This is a genomic window from Photorhabdus sp. S10-54 (genome assembly GCF_963878145.1).
GTDB classification, from domain to species: domain Bacteria; phylum Pseudomonadota; class Gammaproteobacteria; order Enterobacterales; family Enterobacteriaceae; genus Photorhabdus; species Photorhabdus kayaii.
In genome coordinates, this window is sequence record NZ_CAWNXG010000001.1 from 148,283 (window position 1) to 168,024 (window position 19,742).

Sequence of the window (19,742 nt, forward strand, 5' to 3'; positions counted from 1 at the left end):
CTTTACGCTTTCTAGACTACATATACCCAATGGATTTCAAGATGCATCGCGACGGCAAGGGAGAGAATCCCCGGGAGCATAGCAAACTATGTGACCGGGGTGAGCGAGTGCAGCCAACAAAGAGGCAACTTGAAAGATAACGGGTATAGCTATATTGAAGTTGCGTATTCTGATATAATTTCATCTATTATTAGTTGAAAAAATCACGTTGGAATAATAAAAATATGGTCATTAAGGCTCAAAGTCCCGCAGGTTTTGCGGAAGAGTATATTATTGAGAGTATATGGAACGGCCGTTTTCCTCCAGGCTCCATTCTTCCGGCAGAACGTGAATTATCTGAGTTAATTGGTGTGACAAGGACCACCCTGCGTGAAGTATTGCAGCGTTTGGCACGTGATGGATGGTTAACAATTCAGCATGGCAAACCAACAAAAGTGAATAACTTTTGGGAAACATCGGGTCTTAATATTTTAGAGACTCTGGCCCGTCTTGATCACGATCGCGTTCCTGAGTTGATTGATAACCTACTGGCGGTGAGAACGAATATTGCGGCGATATTTATTCGCACGGCTTTTAAGCATAATCCGGGGAAATCATTGGAAGTACTGGCAGAAAAAGAGCATGTGGAAGATAACTCAGATTCATTTAGTATGCTAGATTATGATATTTTCCGTGGTTTAGCTTTTGCTTCAGGTAATCCAATTTACGGCCTTATTATCAATGGGTTGAAAGGGTTATATACCCGTATAGGGCGTTATTACTTCTCTAATCCTGAGGCGCGTAAATTGGCGCTGAATTTTTATCAGCAACTGGTGATATTATGTCGTGATAAATCTTACGATAACGTCATGGAATGTGTACGTAACTATGGTAAAGATAGCGGTGTCATTTGGCACAGTATGCAAAGTACGATGCCAAGTGATTTGTCTGAAGTGCGTCGCTGATATCTCGTTAGTATTTTTACTTAATTCCAGGCCTTATCCGATCTAGTAGTTTCAAATCAAAATTATTTTGAATTGACCCGGTGCAGAATGCTTTGTACCGGGCGTTTTGTTTCTTTTTTCTCATTCAATCTCAAGCTAATCGTTAATGTCTCTATTTCAGAATGTTATTCTGATTTTTTGGTTTTTATTTGGGTTTTTATTTCGATTAATTGATGGTTATTGGTATCTTGTGGTTGTTTAATTGATTCATTTTTTTCACCGAAAAACTCAGAATAATGACTTGATATGAAATAATTAGCATGTGGTTCATATCGTCATTATTATCTTAATTTTATGATTTTAATATTAATTTTCATAAGTTGGGTATGTATAAATCACAAATAAGTCTGTTGCATAAATGTAATCTAATTGTGACCTAAATCATAAATGTAGATTATTGACGTGACCGATGATTGTTCTATATTGGTTTTTTATAATCAGCATATTATGCTTGCCTAAAATTTTAAATCGTCCGGGGGCCATGATGAGAATCCTTGTTTTAGGTAGTGGTGTTATTGGTGTAACCAGTGCCTGGTATTTGGTACAGCAAGGTCATGAAGTCACTGTCATTGATCGCCAGGGAAGTGCTGCTGAAGAAACCAGTGCGGCTAATGCCGGGCAGATCTCGCCGGGATACGCGACCCCATGGGGAGCGCCGGGTATTCCATTGAAAGCGATTAAATGGATGTTTCAACGTCATGCTCCATTGGCTATTCGCCCGGATGGATCGCTGTTTCAGTTACGCTGGATGTGGCAGATGCTGCGTAATTGTGATGCAAGTCACTATGCGATAAATAAGAGCCGGATGGTACGACTGGCAGAGTACAGTCGTGACTGTATCAAACAATTGAGGGCAGATACGGGTATTCAATACGAAGGGCGGCAGGGGGGCACGCTTCAGTTATTCCGCACCAATAAGCAGTTTGATAATGCCGTGAATGACATCGCCGTTCTTGAACAGGAAGGTGTTCCTTACAATTTATTAACGGCAGATAAGCTAGCGACAGTAGAGCCGGCATTAGCACATGTCGCTTACAAACTGACGGGGGGCTTACAATTACCGAACGACGAAACGGGTGATTGTCAGCTTTTTACTAAAGAGTTGGCAAAAATGGCAGAAGCGGCAGGCGTAACGTTTCTGTTTAATAAACAGGTCAAACAGTTATTGGTGGAAGGGCATCGGATTACCGGCGTCCAGTGCGAAGATGGTGTTATGACAGCAGACAACTATGTTGTTGCAATGGGCGCTTATTCCACTGAATTACTGAAAGGTCTTGTCAAAATTCCAGTATATCCACTGAAAGGTTATTCATTAACTATGCCTATTGTCGATGCACAACGGGCTCCGGTATCTACTGCATTGGATGAAACATACAAAATTGCGATTACCCGGTTTGATAACCGTATTCGTGTGGGTGGAATGGCAGAAGTTGTCGGTTTCAATTTGAATCTGCTTAAAGCACGTTATGAAACATTGAAAATGGTGGTGCAAGACCTTTATCCAGGCGGTGGCGATATTACTCAGACTCATTTTTGGACAGGATTACGTCCAATGACACCAGATGGTACGCCAATTGTTGGTCCGACTGAATATCACAATCTCTATCTAAATACCGGGCATGGTACATTGGGATGGACAATGGCATGCGGTTCTAGTCAGTTACTGGCTGATATTATTTCGGGTAAAAAGCCTGCCATTGCATCTGATGATTTATCAGTATTTCGTTATATTAATGGTTTTAATACAAAATTGGTGCCATTTAGCCATCAATTACACACTGAACTGAGAGGCTAATATAATATGCCACGTCCGATTTCGGCAACGATCCATCTTGATGCATTGGAAAATAATTTGGCGATTATTCGTAATAGGGTCGGTAATAGTAAAATTTGGGCGGTTGTTAAAGCAAATGCTTATGGGCATGGTTTGCGTTGTATATGGCGGCATCTCGATCAGGCTGATGGATTTGCTTTACTTGATTTTGATGAAGCGATTTTATTGCGGGAGCAGGGGTGGCAGGGGCCAATCTTGCTATTGGAAGGGTTTTTCAAACCCGAAGATTTGCCAATAATTGATGAATATCAGTTGACAACGGTAGTGCACAGCCATTGGCAACTTGAAGCAATAGAAGCGGCCAATTTGAGTAGACCCATCAATATTTATCTCAAACTCAATAGCGGTATGAATCGATTGGGATTTCCTGCGAATCAATATAGCGTGGTTTTATCATTAGCAAGAGGTATCCGGCAAATTGGGAAAATAACATTAATGTCACATTTTGCGAATGCGGATAATAAGGAGATTGGCGTTACTGAACAACTTGACGTTATTAATTCGGTCAATCAGGAATTGGATATTTCTCAGTGTTTGGCTAATTCAGCTGCTTCTTTGTGGTATCCACAAACTCATAGAGATTGGGTACGTCCCGGTATCGTGCTTTATGGTGCCTCACCGAGTGGAAAGTGGAAAGATATTGCCGATATCGGGTTGAAAGCAGTGATGAGTCTGCAAAGTGAGATTATTGCTATTCAGAATCTCAAGGCAGGAGATAAAATTGGTTATGGCAGTAAATATACCGCGTCAGGCCCTATGCGAGTCGGTACCGTTGCCTGTGGTTATGCTGATGGTTATCCCCGTCGTGCAATGACAGGAACACCGATTATTGTTGATGGCGTTAAGACTCAAGTATTAGGTACAGTATCAATGGACATGTTGTCGGTGGATTTAACGCCTTGTCCGCAGGCCCAAATTGGTAGTTCTGTTGAATTGTGGGGGCAAAATTTGCCGGTGGATGATGTGGCGGAGAGCTCTGGAACAATTGGCTATGAATTATTGTGCGCATTGGCAGATCGGGTCCCGGTATCTATACCCAATGGATTTCAAGATGCTTCGCGACGGCAAGGGAGAGAATCCCCGGGAGCATAGCAAACTATGTGACCGGGGTGAGCGAGTGCAGCCAACAAAGAGGCAACTTGAAAGATAACGGGTATATATGTCGTTAAATACCAGGTAGCGTGTTAAATAGTCGTTAGTTTCTGGTATTATTACAGGAAATAAGTTACCGTTTTCGCTAAATTAATATATCTTTGTTTTCTATAATCTGCCTATTTTTGTCAGAATAATTAGGCGGGTACTAAACATATCGTGCTTTTTAAGGCAAAATAGGACGTTATTACTTGGAAATAAGGGAGATGATCTTTTACACTTGATATAGCTAATCGCATAATTGTTTTAAAGGAAATAGTTAATCATGATCAACAAAGCTAAAGTTTTAGCCACAGTCGTCACTTTTTGTCTTTCTTCATCTTTGGCTTATGCGGGGCAGTGGTCAATTGGTGCCTCTGTTTTGGCTGAGGCATCACCTTATAAAGGGGTAAAGAATAAAGATAAAGTGTTGTTTGTTCCAATGGTTAATTATGAAAGTGACAATTTCTATTTTCATACTTTAGCCGCTGGGTATTATTTGTGGAATGAACCAAAAGATCAGCTATCTTTAGATGTCTATTACTATCCTCAAAATTTTCGCCCAAAAGATAATGAAGATAAGCAGATGAAAAAGCTGGATCGTCGCGATGATACCATGATGGGGGGTTTTAGCTATCGTCATATTGAAGATTGGGGAACGTTGCGTAGCACTTTTGCTGCGGATACTTTGGGTAAAAGTAAAGGCATAACGATTGACCTGGCTTATTTATATGAATTTAAAAGTGATGATTGGTCATTACAACCAGGATTAGGTGTGGTTTGGAATAGTAAAAAACAAAATCGTTATGAATATGGTATTAAAGATAGTGAATCACGCCATAGCGGACTAGAAAAATATACGCCAGATGATAGTTGGACTCCCTATCTGGAATTATCTGCTAATTATAAATTTAACCAGGAATGGTCTGTATTTATGATGGGGCGCGTTGAGCGTTTACCGAGTGAAATTAAAGATAGCCCAATGGTTAATAAGTCATATTCAAGTATTGTTTGGACAGGTGTTACATATAGTTTTTAATTACTCACGGCGATAATATCGAATAGAGACTGAATTCATGGGATAGTATTCAGTCTTTTTAATGTGAATGAGTGATATATTTATTGGTAGTCTTTCCGGCAACGGATTAACACCGAAATATGGGCTGGGCTATCATCTTTAGAGATTAGTGGCTTATTGATGCGAGCTGTTTCTACACAAATCATATTTTTATAACCTTCATTGCACATATCTTTCATACTGTTTGACAATTGGGCACCTGGATTCCAGCATACAACATCACTGTGATGATAATGGTGAATTTCAATAGTCCGTTTCAGCGATTTATCCCTTATCAAATTGAAATCTTCCGGCTCGGTATAAATGCGATCAGTGCGACCATTGAAAATAAGATGCTCTGCTGTGATGTGTTGCTCTTTGTCAGCAACCGTATCAATAAAATGTTTACCTAAACCGCTAATCGAAACCTGATTAATATCGCCTATATTTAGATAAGTGTGCAGGGCACAAGTTGCTTGATAATCACCATAGGTTTCTAGCTCCACTTCACAGGTTTCACACAGTTTGAAACGGGCAATCAAGGTAAAGTCATAAGGCCACAATTTATGGGTATATTCATTGTCTTTCAGTGTGAAAGTTAATATGACGCCATTTTCATGTTCATTATGTGCGCTAAATTCCCAAGGAAGAATTCTGGCAAAGCCATGACTTGGTGCTCTTGAGACACCAAACCAAGGCCAACAAATAGGTATACCACCGCGGATAGCGGTACCTGCTGCAAATGCGGTTTTCTTGCTCAGCCATAACCCCGGTTCTTCACCACTGGGTTGCCAGGCGATAAGGTGCGCCCCTTGTAAGCTGATTGCACCACGAACTTTAGGATGAGAGACGACTATCAGTGGAAAGCCATCTATATTTCGTTGACTAATAGCAGGAGAAATCTGTTCTGCAACCGGTAATGAAAAGATTTTATCGTTCATCCGTATAACCTTGTAGAACCAAAGCCGGGCTAATGGCAATAGCCCAAGAATAACGCATGTTGTACACAGATTGAAACAAAAGAGCTGCCGGGGGAAGGCAGCTCTTTTCAGACAAAGTAATTACTCAGTTATTTGGAGATATGAGCAATCAGATCCAGAACTTTGTTAGAGTAACCGGTTTCGTTGTCGTACCAGGAAACCAGTTTTACAAAGTTGTCGTTCAGAGCGATACCTGCTTTTGCGTCAAATACAGAAGTCAGTTTTTCGCCATTGAAATCGTTAGATACGACATCATCTTCGGTGTAACCCAGAACGCCTTTCAGTTCACCTTCAGCCGCATCTTTGATTGCATCGCAGATTTGTTGATAAGTCGCTGGTTTTTCCAGACGTACAGTCAGGTCAACAACAGATACGTTAGGAGTAGGAACGCGGAAAGCCATGCCAGTCAGCTTACCATTTAGTTCAGGGATAACTTTACCCACAGCTTTAGCTGCGCCGGTAGATGATGGGATAATATTCTGAGCAGCGCCACGACCACCACGCCAATCTTTCGCAGAAGGACCGTCAACTGTTTTCTGAGTTGCCGTTGTTGCGTGAACAGTGGTCATCAGACCTTCAACAATGCGGAATTTATCATTGATAACTTTAGCCAGCGGTGCCAGACAGTTAGTGGTACAGGAAGCATTGGAAACGATCTCTTGGCCTGCATAAGTTTTGTGATTAACTCCCATAACAAACATAGGCGTGTCATCTTTGGATGGGCCGGTCAGAACAACTTTTTTCGCACCAGCGGCAATGTGCTTACGTGCAGTTTCGTCAGTCAGGAAGATACCTGTTGCTTCTGCAACAACATCAACACCTACTTCATTCCATTTCAGGTTAGCTGGATCTCTTTCTGCTGTAACGCGGATAGCTTTGCCGTTAACAATCAGGCGGCCGTCTTTTACTTCAACAGTGCCGTTGAAGCGACCGTGAGTTGAATCGTATTTCAGCATGTAAGCCATGTATTCGGCGTCGAGCAAATCGTTGATTGCAACGATTTCGATGTCTGAACGTTCTTGTGCAGCACGGAAAACAATACGGCCAATACGACCAAAACCGTTGATACCTACTTTGATAGTCATAGTGTTCCACCAGCTATTTTTTAGTGAATTAAAAATTATTACTAAAGTTACCAAAACCTTGCCAGCCGTCAAGCGGAATCGTGTCAATAGCTGAAAAACATTAGCTTTGAGTTCATCATTTAGACGCTTGCTATAGGGTACTGGCAATCGAGCCGCCCATCATTATCAAGGTGCAGACAGATATTGAAAGTTAATTGGTTAGATATGCGAGTCACATCACAAATAGTAGGATATACCCGTTATCTTTCAAGTTGCCTCTTTGTTGGCTGCATTCACTCACCCCAGTCACATAGTTACCTATACTCCCGGGGATTCGCTCCCTTGCCGTCGCGATCCATCTTGAAATCCATAGGGTATAGACAGATTCAGTTAACCACTTAAAATAAATTCCACTGATGTAATGTTAATTTTTTGTTATTATTAATCAATTTTATTGAGAACATGAGTCTTATTATTAAGGTGGTCGTTATGACTAAGAATCCTGATGTTTCCCTTTATAAAGAACTAACTGATATTCAGCGTCACGTAACCCAGAATGCCGGGACAGAGCCGCCATTTTCAGGGAAATTGCTACATAATAAGAAAAGTGGCGTGTATCATTGTTTGTGCTGCGAGCAGCCGTTATTTATGTCCGACACTAAATTTGATTCTGGTTGTGGCTGGCCGAGTTTTTACCAGCCTGCCACTCATGATGCAGTGCAGTATCTTGATGATGATAGTCACAATATGCATCGTATTGAGGTTCGTTGCGGTCATTGTAATGCTCATTTGGGGCATGTGTTCCCTGATGGACCGCAGCCGACAGGAGAGCGTTTTTGTATCAACTCGGTTGCATTAAGCTTTACTGATGAAAATACAGGCGAAAAAACAGTAGGTTAATCGTTTTTATTATTGCGGACATAATCTTAGTTTACGTAAAAAATCGTTTCAGCTAATTCTGGAAAATAATGAGGAAATATCAATGGAACTGGATGATCTGTTATCTGTAATGACACCAGAAATATATCAACGCCTGGTTCAGGCAGTAGAACTGGGTAAATGGCAGGATGGTGTGCCTTTAACGGTAGAACAGAAAGAGCATAGTTTGCAAATGATTATGCTATGGCAATCAAGGCATAACCATGATCCGCAGCATATGACGATTGGTACTGATGGTCAGTTGGTGATGAAGAGTAAACAAGAACTGAAAGCGATCTTTCAGTCTAAAATGGTGGCAACATTCAAGCCATAATCTTTGGCAAATTAGATATGAAAAGGCTGAGTGTGTAAGACTCAGCCTGACCTTGGATTGATATCAGAGAAGAGCATCTTCTAGTTGATCAAGTTCTATCAATATAGCGCCTTGCTCTTTTAGCTCTTTGAAGGCTGATTGGCTATCATTTGGACTAAGGTTAACCCCTCGACAGCCATCCGTAATGACCCAGGTTTCATAACCTAATGCCAGCGCATCTAGCGCGGTAAATTTCACACAATAGTCAGTGGCAATCCCAATAATAAACAGGCGTTCAATTTGCTGTGTTTGTAACCAGTCATCAAGTCGGGTTTTATTCTGATGGCCGTTGTCAAAGAAAGCACTGTAACTATCGATCTGTGGATTTTCTCCTTTGTGGAAAATTTCAACAATTGCTTGCTTGTTTAGCTGTGGATGGAAATCAGCGCCATGCTGACTTTGAACGCAGTGTACCGGCCACCATACTTGTGGAATACCGTTTAATAGACCGATATTGCCGATCTTCTGGCCGGAATTTACGGCAAAGCTCATATGTTCAGCAGGATGCCAGTCTTGGCTGGCAATAATGCTGATATTGTGTTTCAGACAAATAGCAATCGCCTGATTTGCCGCAGCAATGACTTGTTCACTCTCTTCTACGGCTAAAGCACCGCCGGTACAGAAGTCGTTCTGTAGATCAATAAGTAATAGGGTCGTTTTCATCTCTTTCCTTGATTATTTATCAGCATAACTTAATTCACCACGTAAATTTTGTTGCATTAAATAACGAATTTTTTCATTGCCATAGGGTTGACTGAGTAAATAGTGCAACTTGGTTAAAGTTGCTTCAAAAGTCATATCGTAGCCGCTTATCACCCCCGCTTCAGCCAGAGCATGGCCCGTTGCATACCCTTCCATATTTACTCGGCCAGAAATGCATTGAGTCAAATTAACGACCACGATCCCTCTCTCTGTTGCCTGTTTTAGCTCTTTTAATAATTCAGGGTGTTGAGGTGCGTTTCCGACGCCATATGAGCGCAGGATGAGAGCCTTAACTGGTTGCATCAAAATATTATTCACAATCTGACTGGAAAGGCCGGGATAAATGGTGATTACGCCAATGGGCTGAGGGGTAATCTGATGGGTAATAAATTTACCGTGACTAGCAAAGGTGGAATCTGTATTGAAGGTTTTAATATTAATACCGGCTTCCATTAATGGAGAACAGTTTGGTGAAGCAAAAGCATCGAAACCGTCGGCATGTGCTTTGACGGTCCGGTTCCCACGAAACAGTTTATTATTGAAAAACAGGCTGACCTCGTTAACCGGGTAATTAGCGGCAAGATAAAGCGCATTCAACAAGTTTGTCTGCCCATCAGAGCGCAGTGCTTCCAATGGGATTTGTGACCCGGTGACAATGACTGGTTTACCCAGATTCTCAAACATAAAGGAGAGGGCCGATGCCGTAAATGCCATTGTATCCGTGCCATGCAGGATCACGAACCCATCATAATCATGGTAATTTTCTCGGATATCATCAGCGATAAATTGCCAGTCTTCTGGAGTCATATCAGAAGAATCGATCAATGGTTGATGTTCACGGATGGTGAATGTCGGCATCTCCGGTCGATGAAATTCGGGCATCTTTGTTAATTGGCGTTGTAAATGCCCGGAAACGGGGATGTATCCCTGAGATGAGCGTTGCATCCCAATGGTTCCACCAGTATAGACGACATAAATAGATTTCTTCTGCATGACTGTACCTCATAAAAAGATCAGCAGGATTATAGGAGTATTGCAGAATAAAAAAAGCCTGACAGGGCATCTGTCAGGCTAAATTAATCGAGTTATTACTAGAATCATGCATTGTTATACCTGTTATCTTTCAAGTTGCCTCTTTGTTGGCTGCACTCGCTCACCCCGGTCACATAGTTACCTATGCTCCCGGGGATTCACTCCCTTGCCGTCGCGATGCATCTTGAAATCCATTGGGTATAGGTTGTTTAGCGAACATCTCCGCAATTTAAACAGAATGCATAACGATTTTGTGGATCATTCAGATGGCGATAGAACTCACTCTGTTGTTTCACTTCCTGAGCTACCTGCACCAATGGAGCGGGTAGCCAGGCTTGAACTGCTTCCGGCACGATAGCCTGTGCGGTTGTTGTCAACTGGTTCATCAGCAACTCACTGAATGACATTTCAGGTTGCATCCAGTCAAGCTCAGGGTTATCCAATTTCGCCAATTCAGCCGCTTTGGTGACCGCATCATCGAAATCCCCTAATTGGTCGACCAATCCATTGGTTTTCGCATCATTACCCGTCCACACATGCCCCTGAGCAATTTTATCGACTTCTTCACGTGTTTTATGGCGTGAAGCAGCAACAAGGCCAATAAAGTTGTTATAGCCGTTCTCAATATTAAGTTGCATCAGTGCTGAGAACTCTTTGCTGAGTCCTTTAGTAACAGAAATGCCCGCGAGTGGTGTGGTAGAAACGCCATCGGTGTGGATACCAATATGTTCCAGACTGTTTTCATAAGTGGTAATGACACCGAAGATACCGATAGAACCCGTCAACGTACTTTGGTTTGCGATGATGTAATTAGCCGGGGTAGAGATCCAATAGCCACCGGACGCGGCCATTCCCCCCATAGAAACCACCACAGGTTTATTCGTTGCACGTAGCGCAGCCAGTTCAGTGCGGATAACATCAGAAGCACTCACACTGCCACCAGGGCTGTTTACCCGCAGAATAACGGCTTTGATATTATCATCCAGACGAGCTTGACGGATTTGCGCGGCGGTCGTGTCACCGCCAACCATACCTTGAGTCTGCTGCCCATCGATGATTGCACCTTGTGCGACAATAACGGCGATATTACCTTTAGATGATAACCTGCCTTCTACTAATTGCGGTGCATAATCATAAATGCTGATAGCATTGAAGTGACGGTTTTTCTCGTCCCAACCAAAGGCTTTTGTCATATCATTTTCAATGACATTGCGTGGCGCAACATAATCGACCAGTTTGTATTTAAGTGCATATTGCGCATTGTCTCCGCCAACAGCACGTAAGTTAGCAATCATCTCATCAGCGCCTGGGAATACTTGATGAACAGAAAGCTTGCGGTTGGCAGCGACAGTATTGAGGTAGTTATCCCACAGACCGTTGATCCAACGGCTATCAGCTTCGCGGGCAGCGGGAGACATATCATCACGCATAACCGGTTCAACGGCTGATTTATACGTCCCGACGCGGAAAATATGCGCGGTGACTTTCAGTGAATCCAACAGGGATTTGTAATACAGGTTATTGGTTGAATAGCCATAAAGGCCAACCGTTCCTTGTGGCGATAGATAGATTTTATCGGCAAAGGTAGCCAGATAATATTGTGATTGATTATAACTATCACTGATAGCATAAACCGGTTTACCGGAAGCTTTAAACTCATTAATTGCCTTACCGATATACTGCATAGATGGCTGGTCGGCGCCGATGAAATCATCAAGTTTCAGCACCAGACCGGTGATTTTGTTATCGGTTTTTGCTTGGCGAATGCTATCAATAATATCAAACAGGGAGTTTTCCTGGAATTTATTGCTGGATGTACCAAACAACTCACGGCCTAATTGAGTCAATGGAGTACGGCTGGAGACCTGATCCACAATGATACCGGTGAGATTGACATATAATGCTCCTTGATAACTATCTGCCGTTTTGTTTGTCTGTTGGTAAATCAGAAAACCACCAACCACAATCAGAATTAGCATGATAAAAATCAGGTTTGAAATGACTTCTCGAATAAAATTTAATAGTCGCCAACTCCATTTAAATAATCTTGCGATCAACTTCCATAAAATACGCATATCATCTCCAAAAATAGGATCAAGTGAAGCTATCCTAATGATCAGGCATGTAAATGTCAGCTTCAAATAGTGGCATATTGCCTGAAAAGACGGCTTTAGGGCTTTTATTTGTTAACAAATAAACAGAAAATGTTAGCTTATACCAAAATACATTACTTAGGAGAGAAAAGATGGATGCACTAGAACTTTTGTTGAACAGACGTTCAGTATCACGTTTAACAACCCCCGCACCTCAAGGTGAAGCATTACAGCATATTCTGGCGGCGGCAATGAGAGCACCTGATCATGGCGCATTACGTCCGTGGCACTTTATTGTCATGCAGGATGAAGGAATTGAGCGATTCAGTCGATTACTCCATCAAGCAGCCATTGATAGTCAGCTTGGTGCTGAGGCGGAAGAAAAAGCGAAAAATGCGCCTTATCGTGCACCATTAATCATCGCTGTTATTGCAAAAGTGGCTGAGAATTCCAAAATACCTGAATGGGAGCAGGTGGTTTCAGCTGGTTGTGCGGTGCATGCGATGCAAATGGCTGCTGTGGCTCAAGGGTTTGGTGGTATCTGGCGTACGGGTTCATGGACTGATGATAATACCGTGCGTGCCGGTTTGGGTTGTCATGAACATGACAAAATAGTGGGTTTTCTCTACCTTGGAACGCCTGCGCTAAAAGCACCAAATAAGGTTACTGCGCCTGATATGACCAATTTTGTCAGCTACTTGTAACCGGGGTCTGTTATGTCAACAGAAGTTCGTCTTACCCAATACAGCCACGGTGCTGGATGCGGTTGTAAAATTTCACCAAAAGTTTTGGAAACCATTCTGCATAGTGAGCAGGAAAAATTTCTTGATCCTCACTTACTGGTTGGTAATGAAACCCGTGATGATGCTGCGGTTTATGATATTGGCAATGGTACCGGCATTATCAGTACGACAGATTTTTTCATGCCGATTGTCGATGATCCATTTGATTTTGGGCGCATTGCTGCCACAAATGCTATCAGCGATATTTATGCGATGGGCGGTAAACCTATTATGGCGATAGCTATTTTGGCATGGCCTATTGATAAATTGGCGCCGGAAATTGCCCGTAAGGTGATTGAAGGTGGCCGGGCTGCGTGTAAAGAGGCTGGGATTGTACTGGCGGGAGGGCACTCTATTGATGCGCCTGAACCTATTTTTGGTTTGGCTGTAACCGGTATCGTTAATATTGGCCGAGTGAAACAGAACAGTGCCGCGAAAGCGGGAAGCCAGCTATTTCTGACAAAGCCACTTGGAATTGGCGTATTGGCCACGGCGGAGAAAAAAGGCTTGCTGTTACCTGAACATCAGGGAATTGCGATAGAAACCATGTGCCGCTTAAATAACTTGGGGATGGATTTTGCCGAGGTGGCTGGCGTTACAGCAATGACCGATGTAACCGGGTTTGGTCTTTTAGGGCATTTAAGTGAAATTTGTGTAGGATCGGGGGTTCAGGCAACTCTCCATTTTGCAAAAGTGCCTAAACTGCCGGAAGTAGGATCCTATATTGAAAAGGGTTGTGTTCCGGGGGGAACTGGGCGTAACTTTGATAGTTACGGTCATCTTATTGGTGAAATGACAGAACTTCAGCGCAAACTGTTATGTGATCCGCAAACATCCGGTGGCCTGCTGTTGGCTGTTCTACCAGAAGCTATAGATGAAGTGAAAGCGATTGCACAATGTCATGGCATCGAACTGACCGCGATTGGTGAATTGTCTGAGCAACAGTCAGGCAGAGTACTCATTGAGGTTAATGAATAATATCCATGCGGCTTTTTATTGCAGAAAAACCAAGTCTAGCCAGGGCGATTGCCGATGTTCTACCAAAACCGCATCGCCGTGGCGATGGCTTTATCGCTTGTGGAGATAACCAGTTTGTTACTTGGTGTATTGGGCACTTACTGGAACAGGCGGAACCTGATGCCTATGACAGTCGTTTTGCTCGTTGGTCATTGGTTGATCTTCCAATCATTCCTGAAAAATGGCAGTTAAAACCGCGACCTTCTGTTGAGAAACAGCTCAACATTGTCCAGACATTGTTGGAAAAAGCCGATGAAATAGTGCATGCCGGTGACCCAGATCGGGAAGGGCAACTGTTGGTGGATGAGGTTTTGGATTTTTTGAAACTGGATGCTGTGAGGCGGAAAAATGTTCGCCGCTGCTTGATAAGTGATCTAAATCCACAAGCGGTAACCAGAGCTGTTGATCGGTTAAGAGATAACCGGGATTTTATTCCGCTATGTGTTTCAGCTCTCGCCAGAGCTAGGGCTGATTGGCTTTATGGCATTAATATGACCCGTGCTTATACCTTGCTTGGCCGCAATGCGGGGTATCAGGGGGTATTATCAGTTGGGCGAGTTCAGACGCCGGTTTTGGGTTTAGTGGTTCGCCGGGATGAAGAGATTGAGCATTTCGTACCCAAAGATTTTTTTGAGGTAAAAGCGCATATTGTTACGCCGAAAGATGAACGTTTTATCGCTATCTGGCAACCAAGTGAATCTTGTATCGATTTTTTAGATGAAGAAGGACGATTGATACACCGGCCTCTGGCTGAACATGTTGTTGCCAGAATAACCGGTCAACCAGCCTATGTGATCTCTTATCAGGATAAACGGGAATCTGAAGTCGCTCCTTTGCCCTTTTCATTATCTTCTTTGCAAATTGAAGCCGCTAAACGTTTTGGCCTAAATGCGCAGCAAGTGTTGGATATTTGTCAGCGATTGTATGAAACACATAAGCTAATTACTTATCCCCGTTCTGATTGCCGTTATTTGCCGGATGAACACTTTGCTGGTCGTCATGCAGTGCTTAATGCGATATCTATTCACGCAACAAATCTGTTGCCACAAGAGTTACTGGAAATAGATAGAAAGAATCGTTGTTGGGACGATAAAAAGGTTGATGCTCACCATGCAATTATTCCTACAGCTCGAAGTAGCCATATAAATCTGACGGATAACGAGGCTAATATTTATGGTTTGATTGCCCGACAATATTTGATGCAATTTTTCCCGGATGCCATATTCCGTAAATGTGTTATTGAATTGGAAATTGCGGGTGGAAAATTTATTGCTAAAGCCCGTTTTCTTGCTGAGGCAGGTTGGAGAACGTTACTTGGTAATAAAGAGCGTGATGAAGAGAATGACGGAACGCCATTACCCGTTGTTGCTAAAGGTGATGAATTATTGTGTGAAAGAGGAGAGGTGGTAGAGCGCCAAACCCAACCGCCAAAGCCATTTACTGATGCGTCTATCCTTTCTGCTATGACCGGAATTGCCCGTTTTGTACAGGATAAAGAGCTGAAAAAAGTCCTTCGTGCAACAGATGGGTTGGGAACGGAAGCAACGCGGGCTGGCATTATCGAACTGTTGTTTAAACGGGAGTTTCTTTATAAAAAAGGGCGTCATATTCATGCAACACCTGCGGGTAGGGCATTGATCCATGTATTGCCTGATATGGCCGCTTTACCGGATATGACCGCCCATTGGGAGTCTCGGTTAACGCAAATCAGTGAAAAACAGTTCCGCTATCAAGATTTCATGGGGCCACTTGAGGAGACATTGCAGCAATTAATTTTGCAGGCCAAACAGAACCGTAATTTAACTGCTTTTCGTGACTTACCACCACTTCCAGTGAAAGATAAAAAGGGGAAAAAAATAAAAGCAACGAAAAATGCCAAAACAGCTGCGCCATAGAGCGCAGCAATTATTGCATTATTTTAAAAAAACGATTGATATTCGGTGTTAACGGAATATCAAATTTCAAATTCTGCCCAAACTGGGGCATGATCTGACGGTTTTTCCATCTCACGGATTTTGTAATCAATGCCTGTTGCGATACAGCGCTCTGCCAAGGGTTTACTTGCAAGCAGTAAATCAATCCGCAATCCGCGGTTATCATCAAACCCTTTGGATCGATAATCAAACCAGGAAAATTGGTCATTACATTCAGGATTGAGATGCCGGAATGTATCAACCAGACCCCAATTTTTCAGGCGATCCATCCAATCTCTCTCTTCTGGCAGAAAAGAACATTTACCTGTTTTTAACCAGCGTTTTTGGTTGTTTTCACCAATTCCGATATCCATATCTGTCGGGCTGATATTCATATCACCCATGATAATCACTTGTGATTGAGGGGTTAAGTTTTGCTCCAGGTAGTTTTGCAGATCCTGATAAAATTTCTCTTTTGCCGGAAATTTCACTGGATGTTCACGATTTTCTCCCTGTGGGAAATAGCCATTAATAACGGTCAATAACCCGTGTGGGGTTTCCATTTCTGCCATGATAACACGGCGTTGAGCATCTTCATCATCCCCTGGAAAACCACGATACACCGCAAGAGGCTTCTGGCGCGTTAACAGAGCAACGCCGTAATGGGCTTTCTGGCCGTAATAAAATACATGATAGCCAAGCTCCCCAACCTCTCCTAAAGGAAACGCGTCATCATGGACTTTTGTTTCCTGTAGACCGATAACGTCGGGTTGATGTTGCTCGATGATCGCAGCTAACTGATGGGGGCGGGCACGTAATCCATTAATATTAAAAGAGATAAATTTCATCTTTTACAGCCATCCAGTAAAAAGACACAGGAACAATAATAACAGATGGATCTTAAAAAGTAACTATTGACAATGGTCAGCACGAAATAGTAACGGATCCCCTAATATTATAATTTGTTGTGAAAAATATAATAATTTGTAGTGAGAAAGAGCCTCTGTTAGACCGTTTTTATCTCTAGTGTTACAAAAATTGATTACTGAAAAATGTAGAACCCTATCCTAATCTTTGATAGAAAATTGAGCTCGTTAGTAATGTTTATATTTTCTAATGGTTGATTGGTTGAGATTAATTTTTGAACCATGATAAACATGAATAATAGAGTTTATTGAGCCACCTATGTATTGAACATACGCTTTTTTTATGTGGTATATGTTTGAGAAGTATTTGTTTTTTTGTACAAAATTTATGCCTTCACAGTATCAAACTTGATTTAGCTGTCATTTGGTGAAGGCTATTTCAAAGAAATTATTTTAGCCACAAGTTATATAGGAACGGTGAATTATGTTTTTTTCTCGTAAATTAGAAGCATTCATGGCAGTGGTGGAAAATGGTTCTTTAAGTAAAGCGGCAAGAGTGATGAACCGTACAACTCCTCCAGTAGCTAAATCAATCAAAGACTTCGAAGCAACATTAGGGAAGCGCCTTTTCAAAAGGGAGAAATTTGGGATGAGTCTGACTAAAGATGGTTTAGAATTATATAATGATCTTAAAGATCTTTATTTACAAGAAAAAGAAATAACTAAAAAACATATCAGTGGTAGTATATGTAACATAGTTAATATTTATTACGATTGGGGGAAAAACAAACATCTTATTTATTTATATAAGGCAGCTGACAGAAATAGCTCACAGGTAAATATATTCCGGTTTAGTTATGATAACATTGAAGAAATAGTGGATTATGACGGCAATACGCTCATTCTGAGCTCAGAAAAGATACTAAGTGACCGTTTTCTTCTCATTCGCAAAATAAAAGGGCCTGAATTGGGAATTTGCTGCCGAAAAGAGTTATTAGATATTGCTAATGGCGATGTGATGCAATTACTAAAGAGTAATACTTGGCTATGCGATCCTGTACTTTATAAAAGTAGCTTCATTAAAAACTTGGAAGAAGAAGTTATTCAAAGTGGTGGAAAAGTAAATATGCGTCAGATGGATAATATGGGATGCTGCATGAATTTCATTTATTCCAGAGATTATATATTTATTACAGATTCTCATCCTGATGAATTGGAAGGAGGAGATGCTTTGAGTTTTGTTCCCATTGAAAAACCTGGTGCAGCAAATCAATGTTATATTTATAAGTCTAAATCACACTCAAGTGTTCTTAATCGTTTTATCGATTCAGTTAATGACATGAGTTAAAATTTATCTACGCGGAGAGGATTATTGTAAGCTCCGCGTTGTTATTATGTGGAGATAATCATAAAGATTTTTCACTGTACCTAAATGATAAATTTATATTTATACCCTATGGATTTCAAGATGCATCGCGACGGCAAGGGAGCGAATCCCCGGGAGCATAGATAACTATGTGACCGGGGTGAGTGAGTGCAGCCAACAAAGAGGCAACTTGAAAGATAACGGGTATATAATTCTTATTTGAATATTCCGAGTGAATGTTTGGTCGTGGTGAGGAAAAATGGACTGTTCCTCGCCTTTTGGAGCAACTTGTACTACAAGCTCGACATTATCTATTCATCCTCGTCTGGTGTTTGGCACAGCCCATTGTGCATGCACAAATCTGCATGGCCTTTGCTTTACTGCTTTAGCCATGGTGTTGTGGTACTCCAAAAAATAATGTTAGCCCCCAAGTAGTTTTCAGCAAAATTAGTAAACTCCTCCTTAGTGAAGGGTTTTTTAGTTTTTGGGTTGGTGTAGGTCAGTGTTGGTTCTTGAACTGCCATTGTCACCAAATCCAGTTTGCCTTTGTAACGATTGAAAAAGGGATAAGCGTTTTTCATCTGAGCAGATTGATATGGCACGATATCGGGGCCACCGAGACCGATCTTATTTTTCGACGCGAAATTAAAAAAGCGAGACATATACTGATGATCGTTATCCCATTCACATGGCCAGAAATTAACATATTGTACTACGTAGGATTTTTTAAATACCTGGCGGGCAAATTTGATATTATCAAGTTCGGCGGCAAAATAGCGGTCACAGCTAAAACCGGTCTTATCCTGTTTCATGTCAATATCAACGGCGGTTTCTGGTAGATTAATCCCGGTAATACGACCATCAAGCTCTTTTGCCAGCTCAGAAAGCAGATCCTGATAGCGTTTGCGCAACGCTGTATTCCACTGAATAGCAACCCAACCATAACCTTGTGCTTTGCCTTCACCGGGATTATCAACTTGAGCAACTAAACCGCCTTGGTATTTTGTGCCTTGTTGGAGATAAAATGGAATATAGCGGGCATTTTTCTCAAAAAAGCGATCCTGGATCTGAATAAACAGCTTCTTTTTTATTCTGTCAAGCAACGACAAATCTTTTTCGATTGCGGAAAAATCATATTTCCCTGATGCACCCTCCAATTGTTTCCAGCTATAAACAACTTGTACACCGTCAATATCTTGACGTGCTAACAGAGGACGTAATTGATCGAGCTCATCGGATGAAGTGTAGAGATAGTTTTGTGGTTTTCCTGCGAGGGCTGCGGTTGGCAATAAACTAAAAATCAGAGTAACTGGGATGAGTTGTTTTAGCACCATTATTATTTCCATCCTTAATTGTAGGGGAATGAGCAACAGGCTTATGACCACTTAACAAGGCAGATAGTTCCATTGCTTTATGAATTTATTTAACATCACAACGTTATTTTATTGATTAATTGGTAATTATTTCCCGCCTCTTGGTACTCATTTATCTCTATAATTTGGGAATAAAATCTTATTAAAAACAAATGAGTATAATATTCATTGGGATAATAGCGACAAAGCGGCCCATAACTTGCTGAAATGAGCCGCAAAGAAGAAGTGGATAACCAGATTATATGCTGTTTAATTTAA

17 protein-coding genes are annotated in these 19,742 nt (G+C 41.8%); 10 read left to right on the top strand and 7 right to left on the bottom strand.

What is annotated here, in order from left to right:
* Positions 1-224 precede the first annotated feature (224 nt).
* The 4 genes from fadR to AACQ83_RS00760 all read left to right on the top strand — a co-directional run bounded on the left by fadR (position 225) and on the right by AACQ83_RS00760 (position 4,987).
* Positions 225-944, top strand: a complete 720-nt coding sequence (fadR, locus tag AACQ83_RS00745; RefSeq protein ID WP_112875815.1) for a fatty acid metabolism transcriptional regulator FadR — start codon at positions 225-227, stop codon at positions 942-944.
* Positions 945-1,467: 523 nt separating this feature from the next.
* Positions 1,468-2,778, top strand: a complete 1,311-nt coding sequence (locus tag AACQ83_RS00750) for a D-amino acid dehydrogenase (protein WP_112875816.1) — start codon at positions 1,468-1,470, stop codon at positions 2,776-2,778.
* Positions 2,779-2,784: 6 nt separating this feature from the next.
* The gene (dadX, locus tag AACQ83_RS00755; protein WP_112875817.1) at positions 2,785-3,909 is read left to right on the top strand and encodes a catabolic alanine racemase DadX; all 1,125 of its coding nucleotides are present in this window, start codon (positions 2,785-2,787) and stop codon (positions 3,907-3,909) included.
* A gap of 325 nt (positions 3,910-4,234) precedes the next feature.
* Positions 4,235-4,987, top strand: a complete 753-nt coding sequence (locus tag AACQ83_RS00760; protein ID WP_112875818.1) for a MipA/OmpV family protein — start codon at positions 4,235-4,237, stop codon at positions 4,985-4,987.
* A gap of 80 nt (positions 4,988-5,067) precedes the next feature.
* On the opposite strand, the gene AACQ83_RS00765 is transcribed toward AACQ83_RS00760, so the two are convergent.
* Together AACQ83_RS00765 and gapA are read right to left on the bottom strand one after the other, a co-directional pair.
* On the bottom strand, positions 5,068-5,946 hold the full coding sequence (locus AACQ83_RS00765; RefSeq protein ID WP_112875819.1) for a D-hexose-6-phosphate mutarotase: 879 nt from the start codon (positions 5,944-5,946) through the stop codon (positions 5,068-5,070).
* A 128-nt stretch (positions 5,947-6,074) separates the two neighbouring features.
* On the bottom strand, positions 6,075-7,070 hold the full coding sequence (gene gapA, locus AACQ83_RS00770; protein ID WP_112875820.1) for a glyceraldehyde-3-phosphate dehydrogenase: 996 nt from the start codon (positions 7,068-7,070) through the stop codon (positions 6,075-6,077).
* A 468-nt stretch (positions 7,071-7,538) separates the two neighbouring features.
* On the opposite strand from gapA, the gene msrB reads away from it, so the two are divergent.
* Together msrB and AACQ83_RS00780 are read left to right on the top strand one after the other, a co-directional pair.
* On the top strand, positions 7,539-7,949 hold the full coding sequence (msrB, locus tag AACQ83_RS00775) for a peptide-methionine (R)-S-oxide reductase MsrB (protein ID WP_112875821.1): 411 nt from the start codon (positions 7,539-7,541) through the stop codon (positions 7,947-7,949).
* A gap of 82 nt (positions 7,950-8,031) precedes the next feature.
* Complete coding sequence (locus tag AACQ83_RS00780; RefSeq protein WP_112875822.1) at positions 8,032-8,301, top strand: YeaC family protein; 270 nt, start codon at positions 8,032-8,034, stop codon at positions 8,299-8,301.
* A 63-nt stretch (positions 8,302-8,364) separates the two neighbouring features.
* On the opposite strand, the gene pncA is transcribed toward AACQ83_RS00780, so the two are convergent.
* From pncA to sppA, 3 genes are all read right to left on the bottom strand, one after another.
* Positions 8,365-9,003 carry a bifunctional nicotinamidase/pyrazinamidase gene (gene pncA / locus AACQ83_RS00785; protein ID WP_112875823.1) on the bottom strand — a complete coding sequence of 213 codons (639 nt, stop codon included), beginning with the start codon at positions 9,001-9,003 and terminating at the stop codon, positions 8,365-8,367.
* Between the two features lie 12 nt (positions 9,004-9,015).
* Complete coding sequence (gene ansA, locus AACQ83_RS00790) at positions 9,016-10,035, bottom strand: asparaginase (RefSeq protein WP_112875824.1); 1,020 nt, start codon at positions 10,033-10,035, stop codon at positions 9,016-9,018.
* 248 nt (positions 10,036-10,283) lie between these two features.
* Positions 10,284-12,149: a signal peptide peptidase SppA gene (gene sppA / locus AACQ83_RS00795; RefSeq protein WP_112875825.1), complete on the bottom strand. Its 1,866-nt coding sequence runs from the start codon at positions 12,147-12,149 to the stop codon at positions 10,284-10,286.
* A 170-nt stretch (positions 12,150-12,319) separates the two neighbouring features.
* Between sppA and AACQ83_RS00800 the strand changes: the two genes are divergently transcribed.
* From AACQ83_RS00800 to AACQ83_RS00810, 3 genes are read left to right on the top strand one after another with little or no spacing between them, the layout of a single operon-like run.
* Positions 12,320-12,871 carry an NAD(P)H nitroreductase gene (locus AACQ83_RS00800; protein ID WP_112875826.1) on the top strand — a complete coding sequence of 184 codons (552 nt, stop codon included), beginning with the start codon at positions 12,320-12,322 and terminating at the stop codon, positions 12,869-12,871.
* Positions 12,872-12,883: 12 nt separating this feature from the next.
* Positions 12,884-13,927 (top strand): selenide, water dikinase SelD, encoded by a 1,044-nt coding sequence (selD, locus tag AACQ83_RS00805; RefSeq protein ID WP_112875827.1) that lies wholly within the window; start codon positions 12,884-12,886, stop codon positions 13,925-13,927.
* Between the two features lie 5 nt (positions 13,928-13,932).
* Positions 13,933-15,861: a DNA topoisomerase III gene (locus AACQ83_RS00810; RefSeq protein ID WP_112875828.1), complete on the top strand. Its 1,929-nt coding sequence runs from the start codon at positions 13,933-13,935 to the stop codon at positions 15,859-15,861.
* Between the two features lie 59 nt (positions 15,862-15,920).
* Here the strand turns inward: AACQ83_RS00810 and xthA are convergent, their stop codons facing one another.
* Positions 15,921-16,727, bottom strand: a complete 807-nt coding sequence (gene xthA / locus AACQ83_RS00815; RefSeq protein WP_112875829.1) for an exodeoxyribonuclease III — start codon at positions 16,725-16,727, stop codon at positions 15,921-15,923.
* 502 nt (positions 16,728-17,229) lie between these two features.
* On the opposite strand from xthA, the gene AACQ83_RS00820 reads away from it, so the two are divergent.
* Positions 17,230-18,093: a helix-turn-helix domain-containing protein gene (locus AACQ83_RS00820; protein WP_112875830.1), complete on the top strand. Its 864-nt coding sequence runs from the start codon at positions 17,230-17,232 to the stop codon at positions 18,091-18,093.
* Between the two features lie 395 nt (positions 18,094-18,488).
* On the opposite strand, the gene AACQ83_RS00825 is transcribed toward AACQ83_RS00820, so the two are convergent.
* On the bottom strand, positions 18,489-19,445 hold the full coding sequence (locus tag AACQ83_RS00825; RefSeq protein WP_112875831.1) for a hypothetical protein: 957 nt from the start codon (positions 19,443-19,445) through the stop codon (positions 18,489-18,491).
* Positions 19,446-19,742 lie beyond the last annotated feature (297 nt).

What these genes read in the sequence shown, in the direction of transcription:
- fadR (WP_112875815.1), top strand. Translation starts at nt 225, where the DNA reads ATGGTCATTAAGGCTCAAAGTCCCGCAGGTTTTGCGGAAGAGTATATT.
- AACQ83_RS00750 (WP_112875816.1), top strand. Translation starts at nt 1,468, where the DNA reads ATGAGAATCCTTGTTTTAGGTAGTGGTGTTATTGGTGTAACCAGTGCC.
- dadX (WP_112875817.1), top strand. Translation starts at nt 2,785, where the DNA reads ATGCCACGTCCGATTTCGGCAACGATCCATCTTGATGCATTGGAAAAT.
- AACQ83_RS00760 (WP_112875818.1), top strand. Translation starts at nt 4,235, where the DNA reads ATGATCAACAAAGCTAAAGTTTTAGCCACAGTCGTCACTTTTTGTCTT.
- AACQ83_RS00765 (WP_112875819.1), bottom strand. Translation starts at nt 5,946, where the DNA reads ATGAACGATAAAATCTTTTCATTACCGGTTGCAGAACAGATTTCTCCT.
- gapA (WP_112875820.1), bottom strand. Translation starts at nt 7,070, where the DNA reads ATGACTATCAAAGTAGGTATCAACGGTTTTGGTCGTATTGGCCGTATT.
- msrB (WP_112875821.1), top strand. Translation starts at nt 7,539, where the DNA reads ATGACTAAGAATCCTGATGTTTCCCTTTATAAAGAACTAACTGATATT.
- AACQ83_RS00780 (WP_112875822.1), top strand. Translation starts at nt 8,032, where the DNA reads ATGGAACTGGATGATCTGTTATCTGTAATGACACCAGAAATATATCAA.
- pncA (WP_112875823.1), bottom strand. Translation starts at nt 9,003, where the DNA reads ATGAAAACGACCCTATTACTTATTGATCTACAGAACGACTTCTGTACC.
- ansA (WP_112875824.1), bottom strand. Translation starts at nt 10,035, where the DNA reads ATGCAGAAGAAATCTATTTATGTCGTCTATACTGGTGGAACCATTGGG.
- sppA (WP_112875825.1), bottom strand. Translation starts at nt 12,149, where the DNA reads ATGCGTATTTTATGGAAGTTGATCGCAAGATTATTTAAATGGAGTTGG.
- AACQ83_RS00800 (WP_112875826.1), top strand. Translation starts at nt 12,320, where the DNA reads ATGGATGCACTAGAACTTTTGTTGAACAGACGTTCAGTATCACGTTTA.
- selD (WP_112875827.1), top strand. Translation starts at nt 12,884, where the DNA reads ATGTCAACAGAAGTTCGTCTTACCCAATACAGCCACGGTGCTGGATGC.
- AACQ83_RS00810 (WP_112875828.1), top strand. Translation starts at nt 13,933, where the DNA reads ATGCGGCTTTTTATTGCAGAAAAACCAAGTCTAGCCAGGGCGATTGCC.
- xthA (WP_112875829.1), bottom strand. Translation starts at nt 16,727, where the DNA reads ATGAAATTTATCTCTTTTAATATTAATGGATTACGTGCCCGCCCCCAT.
- AACQ83_RS00820 (WP_112875830.1), top strand. Translation starts at nt 17,230, where the DNA reads ATGTTTTTTTCTCGTAAATTAGAAGCATTCATGGCAGTGGTGGAAAAT.
- AACQ83_RS00825 (WP_112875831.1), bottom strand. Translation starts at nt 19,445, where the DNA reads ATGGTGCTAAAACAACTCATCCCAGTTACTCTGATTTTTAGTTTATTG.